Origin of the sequence: Kitasatospora sp. A2-31, from assembly GCF_022288725.1 — a bacterium.
Lineage (GTDB): Bacteria > Actinomycetota > Actinomycetes > Streptomycetales > Streptomycetaceae > Kitasatospora.
The window spans coordinates 414,421-428,256 of record NZ_JAKNTA010000007.1 but is presented as its reverse complement, the minus strand read 5'-3'; the positions used below and the strand labels follow the sequence as shown (position 1 = coordinate 428,256).

14 protein-coding genes and 1 pseudogene are annotated in these 13,836 nt (G+C 72.8%); all 15 read left to right on the top strand.

The genetic code is table 11. The features are described from left to right. The first annotated feature begins 329 nt into the window (after positions 1-329). The 15 genes and pseudogenes from MCM47_RS22225 to MCM47_RS22155 all read left to right on the top strand — a co-directional run bounded on the left by MCM47_RS22225 (position 330) and on the right by MCM47_RS22155 (position 13,774). Positions 330-1,441 (top strand): annotated as a pseudogene (locus MCM47_RS22225) (C40 family peptidase). An 87-nt stretch (positions 1,442-1,528) separates the two neighbouring features. Beyond that, positions 1,529-1,849, top strand: coding sequence for a DUF6112 family protein (locus MCM47_RS22220; RefSeq protein WP_255752602.1), 321 nt, complete (start codon positions 1,529-1,531; stop codon positions 1,847-1,849). Further along, entirely contained in the window at positions 1,850-2,536 is a 687-nt protein-coding gene (locus MCM47_RS22215; RefSeq protein ID WP_238863402.1) for a hypothetical protein, read from the top strand. 88 nt (positions 2,537-2,624) lie between these two features. Next, positions 2,625-4,031 (top strand): conjugal transfer protein TrbL family protein, encoded by a 1,407-nt coding sequence (locus MCM47_RS22210; RefSeq protein WP_238863401.1) that lies wholly within the window; start codon positions 2,625-2,627, stop codon positions 4,029-4,031. Between the two features lie 136 nt (positions 4,032-4,167). Then, positions 4,168-5,625: an SCO6880 family protein gene (locus tag MCM47_RS22205; RefSeq protein WP_352292260.1), complete on the top strand. Its 1,458-nt coding sequence runs from the start codon at positions 4,168-4,170 to the stop codon at positions 5,623-5,625. 17 nt (positions 5,626-5,642) lie between these two features. Then, entirely contained in the window at positions 5,643-6,053 is a 411-nt protein-coding gene (locus MCM47_RS22200; RefSeq protein ID WP_238863399.1) for a DUF6238 family protein, read from the top strand. A gap of 21 nt (positions 6,054-6,074) precedes the next feature. Beyond that, on the top strand, positions 6,075-7,601 hold the full coding sequence (locus tag MCM47_RS22195; RefSeq protein WP_238863398.1) for an ATP-binding protein: 1,527 nt from the start codon (positions 6,075-6,077) through the stop codon (positions 7,599-7,601). A gap of 93 nt (positions 7,602-7,694) precedes the next feature. Beyond that, the gene (locus MCM47_RS22190) at positions 7,695-8,477 is read left to right on the top strand and encodes a ParB N-terminal domain-containing protein (RefSeq protein WP_238863397.1); all 783 of its coding nucleotides are present in this window, start codon (positions 7,695-7,697) and stop codon (positions 8,475-8,477) included. 216 nt (positions 8,478-8,693) lie between these two features. Next, the gene (locus tag MCM47_RS22185; protein ID WP_238863396.1) at positions 8,694-8,957 is read left to right on the top strand and encodes a hypothetical protein; all 264 of its coding nucleotides are present in this window, start codon (positions 8,694-8,696) and stop codon (positions 8,955-8,957) included. Between the two features lie 21 nt (positions 8,958-8,978). Continuing rightward, a complete protein-coding gene (locus MCM47_RS22180; RefSeq protein WP_238863395.1) occupies positions 8,979-9,986 on the top strand; it encodes a hypothetical protein in 1,008 nt (335 codons plus the stop codon). Positions 9,987-10,082: 96 nt separating this feature from the next. Then, positions 10,083-10,745 carry a hypothetical protein gene (locus MCM47_RS22175; protein WP_238863394.1) on the top strand — a complete coding sequence of 221 codons (663 nt, stop codon included), beginning with the start codon at positions 10,083-10,085 and terminating at the stop codon, positions 10,743-10,745. 237 nt (positions 10,746-10,982) lie between these two features. Next, positions 10,983-11,615: a hypothetical protein gene (locus MCM47_RS22170; protein WP_238863393.1), complete on the top strand. Its 633-nt coding sequence runs from the start codon at positions 10,983-10,985 to the stop codon at positions 11,613-11,615. A 52-nt stretch (positions 11,616-11,667) separates the two neighbouring features. Further along, positions 11,668-12,042, top strand: a complete 375-nt coding sequence (locus MCM47_RS22165; RefSeq protein WP_238863392.1) for a hypothetical protein — start codon at positions 11,668-11,670, stop codon at positions 12,040-12,042. Then, complete coding sequence (locus MCM47_RS22160; RefSeq protein WP_238863391.1) at positions 12,039-12,782, top strand: hypothetical protein; 744 nt, start codon at positions 12,039-12,041, stop codon at positions 12,780-12,782. The genes MCM47_RS22165 and MCM47_RS22160 overlap by 4 nt, the downstream gene beginning before the upstream one ends. A gap of 32 nt (positions 12,783-12,814) precedes the next feature. Then, positions 12,815-13,774, top strand: a complete 960-nt coding sequence (locus MCM47_RS22155; protein ID WP_238863390.1) for a hypothetical protein — start codon at positions 12,815-12,817, stop codon at positions 13,772-13,774. Positions 13,775-13,836: the final 62 nt, after the last annotated feature.

Sequence of the window (13,836 nt, the reverse complement as noted above, 5' to 3'; positions counted from 1 at the left end):
CCGCAATATCTCCCGTGCAAGGAATTCACGGATATGCGCGAATATCCGTGAATTCCTTGCACGGGAGATATGCGGGCCCTTAGCGTGTTCACCGACGCCGAGAGCGCCTTGACCAGCACTGATGGAAGCTGGAACTTCCGCCGGTTACTGCGGGCGCCTATCTCTCGGGTGTTATTCGACCCTCTCACCGCTGCGCCGGGACGCCTTTGGACGAGCCGCCCGCGCACCACATGATCGGAGTTCCACGTGACGGGAATCCACCTGCCCTTCTGCTCTTTCGCCCGCTCGCCGGGCGCCGGCCGAAAGGGTGCGGCCGACCGGCGGACCGCTTGAAGAAGGTCGCCGCCGGTCTCGGCGTCGCCGTTCTCCTGACCCCGTTCGCGCTGATCCTTCCCCTGGCGATCGTCACCGCCAAGGACGCCTCCGCCGCGTGCTCGGCCTCGGGCAGTCCACAGGCTGTGGATGCGGCGGCGGTCGAGGCGGCGGTCAAGCAGATCCTGGGCGGCCAGGTCGGGCCGACCGCTCCGGTGCCGGGCCTGGATCTGCCGAGCGTGCAGATCCCGATGGCCAAGCAGATCGTGGCCACCGGCGTTGCCCTGCAGGTCCCTTCCCGGGGCCAGGTGATCGCGCTGGCCACCGCCATGCAGGAGTCGCGGCTGCGGAACCTGAACGGCGGCGACCGCGACTCGCTAGGCCTCTTCCAGCAGCGCCCGTCCCAGGGCTGGGGATCCGCCGAGCAGATCATGGACCCGGTGTACGCGAGCACGTCCTTCTACAAGGCACTGCTCAAGGTGAAGGGCTGGCAGGAGATGCCGCTCACCGTCGCCGCGCAGGAGGTGCAGCGCAGCGGGTTCCCCGACGCCTACGCGCAGTGGGAGACGCTGGCCATCGCCCTGCAGCAGGCGGTCGGCGCTTCGATCGGCGCCCCGGCGACAGGCACTTCGCCCGTCGGCGGTGCCGGGTCGTGCACACCGCCGGGTACGGACACCGACTGGGGCTTGATCCCGGCGGGCGCTCTGCCGCCCGGCTACCAATCCCCGCCGATATGCCGCCGGCCGTCCAGTCCGCGATCCGTTGGGCGCTGGGCCAGTTGGGCACGCCGTACCAGTGGGGCGGGCTGTGCACCGACAGCCACGGTCCGGACCCGATGGGCCGCTGCGACTGCTCCAGTTTGATGCAGCAGGCGTACAAGACCGGCGGCGTCACCCTCGCCCGCGTCACCTACGACCAGGTCAAGCAGGGCTCAGTGATCGCGCTCGGCGACCTGCGGGCCGGCGACCTGCTGTTCACCGAGCCCGGTCCCAAGGGGCCCGAGCACGTCGGCATGTACATCGGTTCCGGCCTCGTCGTGCACGCCCCGCACACGGGTGACGTGGTGCGGATCGCCCAGTTCAGTGCGTGGAAATCCGGCGTGACCGACATCCGCCGCGTTGCCCCCTGAGCTTTCGCCTCTTCCCCCTTTTCTCTCGCGCCGCGACGGCGCCGCTCCGCGCTCTCGCGCGCCCAAAACCCCTTCCGGAGAACCCGTTTGTCGTCGCTCATCCTTGCCGCCGAGGCGGTCTCCCACCTCGCATACGATCCGGGTGTCGCCCCGGCCGAGGGCGGTCTGCCGGGCCTCACGGTCCTCAAGCAGGTCGTGTCCTCGATCAATCTGTTCGCTGTGATCGCGACCGTCGGCGCGATGTGCGTCGCCGGTGTCGTCTGGGCCTGGGGCCACCACTCGGGATCGCACGGTGCCGAGCAGAAGGGCAAGCAGGGCGCCATGGTGGCCGGCGGCGTCGCCCTGCTCCTCGGCGCCGCCAACGGCCTGGTCGCGTTCTTCTCGGCTCTCGGGACGCAGGTCAAGTAAGTGCCCAAGCCCCTTTCCACCAGCGGCGGTTCGCCCTTGCGGAACCGACTGCTGATCGGACTGGGCGTGCTGCTGGTCGTCGGCCTGCTGGCCGGGCTCCTCGCCCGGCTGGCAGGCGGCGGCCACACCGCCCCTCCCCCAGCCGGCCCCTCGCCCGCCGCCCGCCCGGATCCCGCACCCGCCCCACCGGTCGTGCCGCCGGACATCCTGCCCGCGGAAGCGGGCCCCACCGTCGCCCGGCCCCCGCACACCACCAGCCCGACCGACTTCGCCGCGGCGTTCGCCCAGACGCTGTGGACCTACGACGCCCGCACGGTCACCCAGGAGGGCTTCGTCTCCGGCCTGCGGCTGTGGCTCACCCCGGAGATCGAGTACGCAGACGGCGCCTCCGTCGAGGGCCAGGTGCCGGACCCGGTGCTGTGGTCCCGGCTGCGCGACAACGCCCAGACCTCCACGGCCCGCGACATCGAGGCCCACGTCCCGGCGACCTACGCCCAGGCCATCGCGAAGGACCCGACCGCCCTCACCAGGGCGTACATCTACGCCGTCACCGTCACCGGCAAGGTCGACATCGCCTGGAGCGACGGCGGCCGGGGCGCCGAGGCCCGGGCGCTGACCCTCGCCGTCCAGTGCCGCCCGGGCACGGAGTGCGCGCTCGCCGCCATCGCCCCCACCGTCTATCCCTGACCCCCCGTCCCGTCTCACATAGGAGGAGACCATCGGATTTTGTGATCTTCCGGGTGCGGGGTTGTTGTGCGACACCGTCGTCGGCGGCGTGTCCGACTCCATCACCTCCAGCATCGGCAACTGGATCGCCAAGAGCGCCGGCGACCTCGCGAAGTCGGCCGTCGACCTCGCCAGCCGAGCCGTCGACCAGACCACCAACGTCGACCTCGGCGCCGACTGGTTCCGCACCAACTACGCCCTCATCCTGCCCATCGCCTTGACCATGATCGTGATGACCTTCACGCTCCAGTTGGTGAGGGCCGCCTGGAGACGGGACGGCCAGGCTCTCGGGCAGGCCGTCACCGCCACCATCAGCTCGGTGTTCTTCGCGATGTGCGCGATCTCCTTCACCAGCGTCGCCCTAGTGGTCGTCGACGCACTGTCGCGCGGGCTGTTCACCATCGCCAATAGCTCGATGGACGACGCGGTGCGGCGCCTCGTCAAGGTCAGTATGATCACCATCACGACCCCGCTGGGCTGGGCCGTCCCCTCCCTGGTAGCGCTCGGCTGCGCCGTCGGCGCGATCCTCTACTGGGGAATGATGATCTTCCGCAAGGTGTCGATCCTCGTGCTGGTGATCCTCGCGCCGTTCGCTGCCGCGGGCGGCCCGTGGGAGCCGACCCGCGACTGGAAGCGCCGCTGGGTGGAGGCGACCGCCACGGTCGTGTTCTCCAAGCTCGTGATGACGATCATCATGCTGGTCGGCGTGTCCGCCCTCGGGAAGTCCGACACCAAGGACGGCATACAGGCGCTCAGCGACATCATCGCCGGCCTGGTCGTCATGGCCCTGGTCCTCCTGTCTCCCTTCATGATCTACAAGTTCGTCCACTGGGCCGGCGACGGGCAGTCGCACGACCTGCACCGCTCGACCGCCGCCGGCCTGCAGGTCGCGAGCGCCGCCGCCAAGAAGGGCGGACAGATGGCCATGGGCGCCGGTGGCGGAGCCGCCGCAGGGGCCGGGGCCGGTGCCGCCGGATCGACCCCGCAGGGCCCGTCCCAGGTCCCGGGCATGCAGTCCGGCGCTGCCGGCTCGGGCAGCGGCGCCGCACCGCAGGGTCCCGGAGCGGTCGGACTCGTCAAGGCCGCGCCCACCTCGTTCAAGTACGGGCAGCAGCGCAGCGGCGACGGTGATGGCGGCGTTCCGCTGACCAGCCGCTCCGACCGCGCCGACGGTGACAAGGGCCGACCGCTCGTCACCCGTGCCGGATCCCCCGACGCCTCCGCGCCTTCGGGTGGCCCCTCCGCCTCGGCAGCCCACGCGGCGGCCGGCTCCCCCGCCCTGAAGACCTCGGGCACGGCAGCCCCGGCTTCCTCCGCCGCGGCACCCGCCGCTCCCACCTCCGCCGGGCCGGCCTTCGATCCCGTGATCGCGCAGCCCTCCGGGCCTTCCGCCGCAGGCGCGGCCTCCGGCGCCGGTCAGCGCTTCACGTTCCCCCAGCGCCCGCCGTCCCCCTGACGGACCGGCGGCTCAGCCCGCCCCGCGCTTCCCCCTTCCCGCCCCACGTGCAGAAACGCTTCTGCTTGCTCCTCCCGGTCAGCCCCACCGGGAGGAGCAGGGGCCGGCTCCCGCCCCCGCACCCCGAGAGCATCCCCTGACCCCCAGCGAGACACCCGCCACGATCAAGTTCCCCTCCCGCTCCCGCCGGGGCATCCTCCTCGGCCTCACCCCCTCCCAGCTCGTCGCCACCGCCTTCGGCGGTGCCCTCCTGCTCGCCGCCCTGATGACCGTCGGTATCCTCGGCGCCCTCGCCCTGACCCCGCTGTGGGTGCTGCTCGCCGTCGCCGTCGTCTTCCGAATACGCGGCCGCTCCCTCGCCGAGTGGGCGCCGATCGGCCTGCGCTACTGGCTGCGCCGCACCCGCGGGCAGCTCGTCTGGCTGGCCCGGCCCTCCACCCGGCCGACCGTCGAGGGCCTGCTGCACCTGCCCGGCACCGCCGCCTCGCTGCGCGCGGTCACCTCACCCGACGGGCGGCTGGGCGCCGTCCACGACCAGCAGCAGGGAACACTCACCGCGGTCACCCGCGTCTCCTCCCGGGCGTTCGCCCTGCTCGACCCGGCCACGCAGTCCGACAACGTCCGCGGCTGGGGCCGGGCGCTCGCCGCCCTGTCCCGCTCCGGGCAGATCGCCCGCATCCAGGTCCTGGAACGCACCGTCCCCGACAGCGGCGACGCCCTGCAGCGGTACTGGCTGGAGCACGGCCTGCCCAACACCCCGGTCGCCGGACCGATCTACGCCGACCTGCTCGCAGCCGCCGGACCCGCCGCGGCCCCCCACGAGGCCTACATCGCCATCGCCCTCGACCTGCGCGAGGCCCGTCGCCTGATCAACCAGGCCGGCGGCGGACTGGCCGGCGCGTTCGCGGTCCTCGCCCAGCTCACCGCCTCCCTCGACCAGTCCGTGCGCGGCGCGGGCCTGGTGCCCGGAGGCTGGCTCACCGCCGGAGAGATCGCCGCGGTCGTGCGCACCGCCTACGACCCCGCCGTCCTCGGCGCCCTGGAACGCTGGTCCGACTCCGGCCGCCCGGAGGCCGACGTCGCCGCCGCCGGTCCCGTCGTCCTCGTCGAGGAACCGGAGAAGGTCCGCACCGACAGCGCGCACCACGCCGTGTTCTGGATCGAGCAGTGGCCCCGCACCGAAACCTCGGCCGGGTTCCTCCACCAGCTCCTCTACTCCTCGGGCGTGCGGCGCACCCTGTCCCTGCACTACGCGCCGCAGCAGATCGACGCCGCGCTCCGGGACGTCCAGCGCAAGAAGGCCACCATCGTGGCCGACGCCGCCGAGCGTGTGCGCCGCGGCCAGGTCGACTCCGAGGCCGACACCGTCGAGTACGCCGACGTCAAGGCCCGCGAGCTCCAGTTGATCGCCGGGCACGCCGACGTCGCCATGACCGGCCTGCTCGTGGTGTCCGCCGACGACGCCGAGCAGCTCAGCGCCGCCTGCGCCCAGGTCGAGACCGCCGCCGTCGCCGCCCTGATCGACCTGCGCCGCCTCACCCTCCAGCAGGCCGAGGCCTTCACCGCCGCCGCCCTCCCGCTGGCCCGCCTCTGACCGCCGAAGGGCACCCCATGCACGACGAGCCGAACCTGATCGGGTTCGCCACCACCGCCCTCGCCTGTCACCGCGACACCGAGCTGACCGGCGACCAGCCACTGACGCGCGTCGAACTCGACGCCCTGCACGAGCACGCCGTCACGCTGCACGTCCTCCTCGACCAGGCTACGGTCCGCACCCGCGCACACGCAGCCACCGAGGGCGACCAGCTCCACCACGCCAGGATCCGGATGTGGCAGGTCAGCGAGCACCTGCACGACGCCTACCATGTCGCCCCCCGCGCCGACGGCCGCGCACCCACCCGCGAGGCCTGCGCGCTCCGCCTGCCCGAAGGCGCGCCCGACCTCACCATCTGCCAGCGCCACCTCAAGGCCTCCGCCCGCGTGCGGCAGATCAGCACCCCCACCGACCTGATCCGCCGCTGAACCCGGAGAGACCTCCCGCACTTGACCAGACGCACCAGCGCCAGCGCCCTGTTCACGCCCAGCCGCAGCGACCAGGCCCGCCGCCGCCAGGCCCGCCGCGACCTCGCCGCCGCCCACCGCGAGGCCCGCCTCGCCAACCAGCCCCGCCGCCGCACCGCGACCCAGGTCGACGAGCTCGACGCCCGCCCCGTCTACCCTGCCTCCGGCCGCCCCGGCCCCGCCTCCGCCCGCGGCGGCAAACTCAAGCTCCCCGCCCACCGCATGACCACCGCGACCGCGAGCGGAGCGTTCCCCTTCCTCGCCGAGGGCGGTCTCGGCGCCGGCGGGATGTACATCGGCCGCGACGTCCACGCCGAAGCGGGCTTCTCGTTCGACCCCTTCGAGTTGTACGGCCGCATCGAAGGGTTCACGAATCCGAACCTGCTGTTGGCCGGCGTCATCGGCATGGGCAAGAGCGCACTCGCCAAGTCCCTTGCGCTGCGCAGCATCGCCCATGGTTACAAGATCTACATCCCCTGTGATCCCAAGGGCGAGTGGAGCCCGGTGGCCGAGGCTCTCGGCGGGCGGACCATCGCGCTCGGCCCGGGCATGAGCGGCCGGCTCAACCCGCTCGACGCCCCTGCGCCTCCAGGTGGTGCCGACCCGGCCGAGTGGGCGGCCGAGGTCCGCAAGCGCCGCCTCCTACTCCTCGCCTCGCTGGCCCGCACCGTACTGCACCGCGACCTGGTGCCGATGGAGCACACCGCTCTCGACGTCGCGCTGGACGAGGTCGTCGCAGAGGCCCGACGCACCGACCGGGTGCCGCTTCTCGGCGACGTCGCCGCCATGCTCGGCAACTCCCGACGCCTCGACGACGCCCTAGGAGACCCGGCCCGACGCCTCGGCGCCGCTGCCGAAGACCTCGCGCACGCCCTGCGCCGTCTCGTCCAGGGGGACTTGGCCGGGATCTTCGACGCCCCGTCGACCGTCGAGTTCGATCCGACGGCGCCGATGCTCAGCATCGACCTCTCCAGCCTCGGCACCGCCGGCGACGACACCGGCCTGATCCTCGCCATGACCTGCGCGTCCGCGTGGATGGAAGCCGCCCTCTCCGACCCCGCAGGTGGACGCCGCTGGGTCGTCTACGACGAGGCGTGGCGCCTGATGCGCCACCTGCCGCTGCTGGAGCGCATGGAGCAGCAGTGGAAGCTCAGCCGAGGCCTCGGCATCGCCAACCTCCTGATCATCCACCGCCTGTCGGACCTGCTGTCCGCCGGCGACGCCGGTTCCCGGGGCCGCGCCCTCGCGGAGGGCCTCCTCAGCGACTGCGCCACCCGCATCATCTACCGCCAGGAACCCGACCAGCTCGCGTCCACCGCCGGCCTGCTCGGCCTGACCGGCGTCGAGACACAGGCCATCGCCGCCCTCACCCGCGGCCGAGGCCTCTACAAGATCGCCGGCAGGTCCTTCGTGGTTCAACATCTGTTGCACCCGGCCGAGCGTGAACTGTTCGACACCGACGCCAGGATGCAGGCCGGCCCACGCGAACCGGTCGACACCCGTGCGTGACTGCGTGGCTTCGACGCAGAGGCCGGCAGCCGGATTACCCATCAACTCTAGGACACCATCATCGAGTTCCACCCCTCTGCCAGCGCCTTCCCGATGCTTGACGACGAGGAGCTGCTTGCCCTCGCTGAGGACATCAAGGCGAACGGCCAGTACATCCCGATCATGCTCGACCCCAACGGCAGGCTTCTGGACGGCCGCAACCGCCTCGCGGCGTGCAAGGTTGCTGGCGTCGAGCCCGAGTTCGCCACCTACAACGGTCCCAACCCGGGCGCCTACGCCCTCCGGATCAACATTCGGCGACGGAACCTGACCAAGGGGCAGAGCGCCATGGTCGCGGCGAAGGCCTGTTCCGTTTCGGAACCAAGTGGCCGTATCGAATTTGAACTGTCCGCTCGTTCCATTGCTGAACAGATCGGCGTCTCCCTCGGACGCATCGGCCAAGCCATGACCGTGGCGCGCCATGCCCCCGACCTGATGGACCAGGTAATCAGCGGGGCCGTCGGCCTGGACGAGGCCTACAAGACCGCGCGGGAAGCCAAGGCTCAGGCGGACTCCGCGGAGAACCAGCTGGCTCGGCTTCGCGCGGAGGACCCGGAGCTGGCGGACAAGGTCGTCGAGGGCGAGATTGGCCTGGCGGCTGCCTGGGTCGAGCGCAAGGAGCGGGCCGACGAAGAGGTTCGGCGACGTCAGGTCGCCACCCAGTTCCTGTGCGAGGTGGTTCCGCCGCTCGCCCAGGCCCGTGGCACCGACACCGTGGCGCTGTACGACCCGCAGTTCATGCTGACCGGCCGGGCGATCACCGGCGAGGTGATCGAGCAGGCGATGGCCGCGCTCTCCGAGATGGCCCAGGCGTGGCGGGAGCGTGAGGCCGCATGAGCACCGACGCCGAGTTCCGGCTGTGGGAGGTCGTTGACGATGCCGCCCGCGCGGTCACCGACGAGAGCGGTCGCTTCCGCAAGGGCGAACTCGAAGCCGCGGTCCGCCAGCGATCTCGAAGCTCACGTCCAGGCCGCTGCCCTCGACAAGCTCGTGCACGGGCTGGTCCGCGGGTGGGGCGAGCGCCGCAGCCCCAACCCCCGGCGGAAGTCCGGGATGTTCCACCCCGAGGGCGTGTTGAAGCTGGGCTCGGGGGTCTGGGTGTGGATGGACCTGGCCACGCCGACCGACCTCCTGGAATGGGGCCGGCTCTCGACCCGCAACCTCGCGCGCGTCGCGCGCGCCGAGGCCGACCGGCAGGACTACGTCGCCGAGCGCCTCGATGCCTTCCGCCAGCACGGCGGCCTGCTCCTCGGCCAGCTGGAACGGATCGTCTTCGGCTACGTCCACGACCCGGACCTCCACCCCGACATCGACTAACCTCCCGCCGCCGAGGACCCCATGCCCGCCAGCCTGCCCTTTCCCACCTTCGTCGCCGCGCTGACCGAGCACCTGCCCGGATGGTCCACCCGCCCCACGGACGTGGCCGCCGGTCCCGGACCACGGCCGTGGTCTGCGGCGGAAACCGGCTCCACGCCGGCACAGACGCCGATCAAAGCCTTCGAGCTCACCGGCCCCGCGGGCGAACACCTGGTGGTCGCACAGCCCTCCGGGCAACCGCACCTCCTCATCGCCCCCGCACGGCCCGATGCCACCGGCGCGCTTGCGGGCGCCCCGTTCGACACACCGGTCAGCCTGACGACCTCCCTCGACACCGCCCCGGCGTCCGCGGCCGAGCAGGTCAAGGACATCCTTCTGCCGCTCGTCCGGCAGGAGGTCCTGGAGGCACGCGCCCGTGCCGTAGCAGGCGCCCTCGCCGCGATCCGACAGGCAGCCGTCGACTGGGGCCCCTCCCAGGACAGCCTCGACGACGAGGAGGAGGAGTCGTGGGAAGACGACGGTGGTCCGTACTACGAGGAGGCCGACACGGCCCGCAACCGGGTCGCGTGGCCGCACATCGAGGCGGTGATCCTGCACGGGCAGACCCTCATCACTGAGATCAAGGCCGCCCCGCTGAGCGAGTCCGACCTGCCGCATCCCCTCGGAATGGATCTGCAGCTCCTCGACGTGATCAGGGGCACCCTCGCCCAGCTGGAGATGGTCAGGGCCGGCTGGCAGCAGGTCACGGCCTGCATCGTCGGGACGGACGGCAACGCCGTGGCGGACCGGTTCATCGCCGAGGAACTGCGCAACGAGCTGGCGTGGCCACTCGCCACGGTGGTGGCCGAGGGCCCGCTCGCGGCGCTGTCCGCCCACCTGGTGTCCCTGGCCGAAGCCGCCGGCCCGGGCCGCCGCAGCCGGTCCGATGCCGCACGTCTTCGCAGTGTGCCCGCCACCTCCCCCCGCCCGGCACCAGCGGCACCCGCGACTTCGTCGGACACGACCCCGCAGCAGGGCCGTTCGCGCTGAGCGGGCCGTCCTGTCGGCGCCGAGGTCCTCCCCGCCGTCGCGCCGCCCCCATCCGGGCCGCAGCCCCGCGGCCCCGACCACCCGCAACGGAATCCTGTGCCCTCACCCACCATCACCTTCGCCATTGAACCGTCCAGCAGCCTCCTCTCCGCCAAAGCCGCAGACCGTGCCAGCCGCCAGTGGCTGGAGCAGGCAGGTCTGGTGCGCGACGACGCCACAGGACTCCACCGGCCCCGGCGGGCCACCTCGTCCTCGGTCGCACCGCGGCTCGTCCTCGACGCCACCCGGCTGCTCACCGCTGCTGGCTACGACGTCCTGCGCCTCTACGGGGAAGACGAACAGCAGCAGGCCGTCACCGGGCCCGCCATCGACGTCGCGCCGTTGACCCGGGCCCCGGGCACGATCTGGGTACACCAGGTTGCCGCCGACGTAGCGGCCGGGCGCCTGGTGGTTCACGCGCGCCTCACCGAGGCCGCCGGTCCCACCCGCCTGCTGGCGAGCTACCCGGCCGACGGCACCGCAGCCGTACTCACCACCGACGGGGGCCGTTTCTACGACGTCGCCACCTTCGGCGACCTGGACGCGGCGGCGCTCGCCTTCGGGCACCCGGCGACCCTGCCGGCTCCCACCCCGGAGGCCCCTCGGACGGATGCCGCAACAGCCCGGTCCGCCGCAGTGCTCCAGCCCCGGCGCGATGACCTGCCCGCCGAGGCACCGGCCCCCGGACCGGCACCCCGCGCTGCCAGGTTGCGCCCGTGAGCGGCGGGCCGTCGTACCTGCCGCTGGTGACCATCGCACGCCACCCGGTGCTGCCGCAGATCACGATGGCGGCCATGGACTCCGAGCTCGCCGTCGGCGTCCTTGAGCGAGAAAGGTTCCTGCCCCGCCAGGAGATGTCGCTGTGGCGGCCGGCCCGTACCCCCGCCCGCAGAGGCCAAGGCGGCATCGTCGCGGCCGGTAGCCCCTGCGGCCTCGTTCCGACCCTCGGAGACACAGTTGTCCACGCGTTCCGTCATCGCCCGCCCCACACCCAGCGGCTTCCGCGGGATCTACTGCCACAAGGACGGCCAGCCCAGCCACCAACTCCCCCTGATCCTGGGCGCGTTCCAGTACCGCTTCGGCCAGGACGCCGACGCCCTGGCCCGCCACCTCGTCGACGACGTCCCGGTCGGATGGTCCGCACTCGGAACGGACCTGCTGGACGGCGCACCGGACGAGCTGCGCACCGCCCCCGGCATCGGCCGGTGGCCCGGCCGCCAGTACAGCTCCGAGCCGTCGGCAGGCGGCCGGGTGGAGCCCCGGGCGGTCATCACTGAGCGCACCAGCGAAAGGCTCACCTGGGCGTATGTGCTCCATGCCCACGGTGTCGAGGTGATCGGGCTCGGCGAGCACCGGCGAGGCCCCGTCGTGCCGTGGTCCACGGACCCGCTCGGCCGGTTCACCGACACCCCCGGCGCCTGGCGCCCGGACGCGCCGCTGCCGATCCTCTCCCGCCCTGGTCCGGCCGCTGCCGCCTCCGCCCGCTCGACCTCTGCCCGTGTCCGCTCCGTCGTGCCGCACGCCCCGGCCGGGGGCGTCCCTGCCGCACCGCCCGCGCCCCACCAGGCCATGCCGAGCCGCGCGCTGTGACCCCGACCGGCCACACCCGATCGCCCCTGCCGCCGTCCGGAAGGAACACCTCTTGCCCGTCCCACCACCCCTGACCCGCCTCGACTCCCGGGTGGAGGCCTCCCTCGGCGCCGGCATCGCGATGCTGCACGCCGAGCAGGCACGCACCGACGCCGCCGCGCGCGTGCTGAATGCTCACCGCACGCTGACACGGGCGGAGACCACGGTCGCCTTCGAGCGTATGCGGCTGACGATCTGCGCGGACCGGCAGCGTCGGGTCGACGCACAACTGCTCGCGGACCTGAGCACCCAGCTGGAGGTCCTGAAGAACGCCACTGCCGCCCGCGACCGGGCGGAGGCCGACCTGCTGGAGCACCTGCAGCACCGCGACGGCGCCGAAGCCGTCACCGCCCCGGCCGAGCCGGTCGGACCGCGGCGCAGCCGGTGACCGGCCGCGAGGGGCTTCAGCCACTTCGCTTCGGTTGGAACTACGACCTGGGCGAGTTCGTCCTGGCTCCGCGCTACCCCCGGCCGGCCGTCACGCGGGTCCTGGCGGACACCGGCTTCCACCTGCGGTCCGAGCCGTTCGGCGCGTGGCACATGGGCACCTGGCTGCCCATGTTCGAGCAGAGCGCCGCAGCGGAAGCCGCGATCGGTCGCCTGATCGCCGAGGGCGTCGAGGTGCGCAACTGGCACGAGCCGCAGCAGGGTTCGACCGACGTACTGCGGCACTACGGGTGGCTGAACTCCGCGGCCCCGTTCCCCGACGCCGCGGAAACCGCCCGCCGGGCCCGGAGCGAGGCCGCCACCCGGCTGGGCCGCGTCCGCCTGAGCTCCGACACGCGGGCCGTCACCGAGCAGATCGCCCGGGGCGAGGTCGAGGTGGAGGCCCGGCGCACGTTCGACGACGACGAATGGATGATCGCCGCCGACCGCGTCACCGGGCGCTACCTCGAACTGCGCCATCACCGGCCCACCGGGGCACTGTCCGTCACCGGGGACGCTCCGGAGACGTTCGCCGGCCATCTCCGCCGGGAGTTCCGGCTGCTGGTCCTGCGCGAGACCCGTCCGCCGACGGCAGCCCGCATGCGCGCCGCACGCGCCGCCAGCCGCGTGTCCGGGAGCCGGCAGGCACCGGTGGCGCCGGCCCCTGCACCCGCCGCCGCGGCCCCTGCCCGCCGACGGTGATCCCCCACCCCCAACCCACAAGCGAGGAATCCATGGCCGACATCACCTTCGGCACCGGCGCCGACGGCGCCATCACCGTCCGACTCGGCCCCCGCGCGCCCGACGCGGCACACCGGATCCTGGAGCAGAACGGCGCGCTCGCGCTCCAGGACGACCGCGGGGCGTACGAGTTCCGCGGCGACGACGCAGTCTCCCGCGCCGCCCAGTCCGCGTACCTGCTGGACGCCGGCGAGCTGACCGTCGAAACGGGCGCCCGGGAGGACCCCGTCCGCGCGGCAACGTTCGGCGCCGACGTGGTCTTCGCACGCCACCAGACCGAAGGGATCGTCGCCGCCACCGCCACCGACGCCACCGAGGGCCTGGTGCCCGACGTCCTTCGGCAGGTCGGGTGGCGCTACGACGGGTCCGCCCCGGACCGCGACATCTACCTGCCGCCGGCCGGAGCCGGAGACCGCCAGTCGCTGATCGCCGCGGCCCGGGCGAGCCTGGTCCTGCAGGGCCTGGGTCTGCAGGTCGCCACCGTCGGCCTCGCCACGCCCCCTGCCTCCGCCGACCGCCTGGCCGAGGCCGCCGAGGACCTGGTCCTCGAACAGGTCAACCTGCGCACGCTCACCGACAGCCGGGACGTCGCCGACCTGCTGGACACCGCGCTCGACCCGAAGTCCGGGGCGCTGCCGAACCTCTCCCAGCTGCTCGCCGACATGAGCACGTTCATCGACCAGGTCGCCGCCGACCAGGGCGAACTGCTCGCCGCCCGCGCCGACATCGCACTCAGCCAGGTGACAGGCCTGTCCGACACCCTGCGCGACCTGCAGGCCGGCCTCACCGACCTGGGCTCCGTCGTCGAAGCGCCGATCGCGACCGCGCGCAGCGTGCGGGCGACCGCCGCGAGCGCCGTCACCGCCCGCGGGCTCGGCGCCGGCCCCATCATCCAGGCGGCCCCGTCCGCGCAGGTGATCTCCACCGCCCCCACGCACGCCGCCAGCCTCTAGGAGCCCCGCATCACCGACCGCCCCGTCGTCCAGATCACCCGCCACCCCGAGCACGGCGTCGC

What these genes read in the sequence shown, in the direction of transcription:
- MCM47_RS22200 (WP_238863399.1), top strand. Translation starts at nt 5,643, where the DNA reads ATGCACGACGAGCCGAACCTGATCGGGTTCGCCACCACCGCCCTCGCC.
- MCM47_RS22190 (WP_238863397.1), top strand. Translation starts at nt 7,695, where the DNA reads ATGCTTGACGACGAGGAGCTGCTTGCCCTCGCTGAGGACATCAAGGCG.
- MCM47_RS22185 (WP_238863396.1), top strand. Translation starts at nt 8,694, where the DNA reads ATGTTCCACCCCGAGGGCGTGTTGAAGCTGGGCTCGGGGGTCTGGGTG.
- MCM47_RS22180 (WP_238863395.1), top strand. Translation starts at nt 8,979, where the DNA reads ATGCCCGCCAGCCTGCCCTTTCCCACCTTCGTCGCCGCGCTGACCGAG.
- MCM47_RS22155 (WP_238863390.1), top strand. Translation starts at nt 12,815, where the DNA reads ATGGCCGACATCACCTTCGGCACCGGCGCCGACGGCGCCATCACCGTC.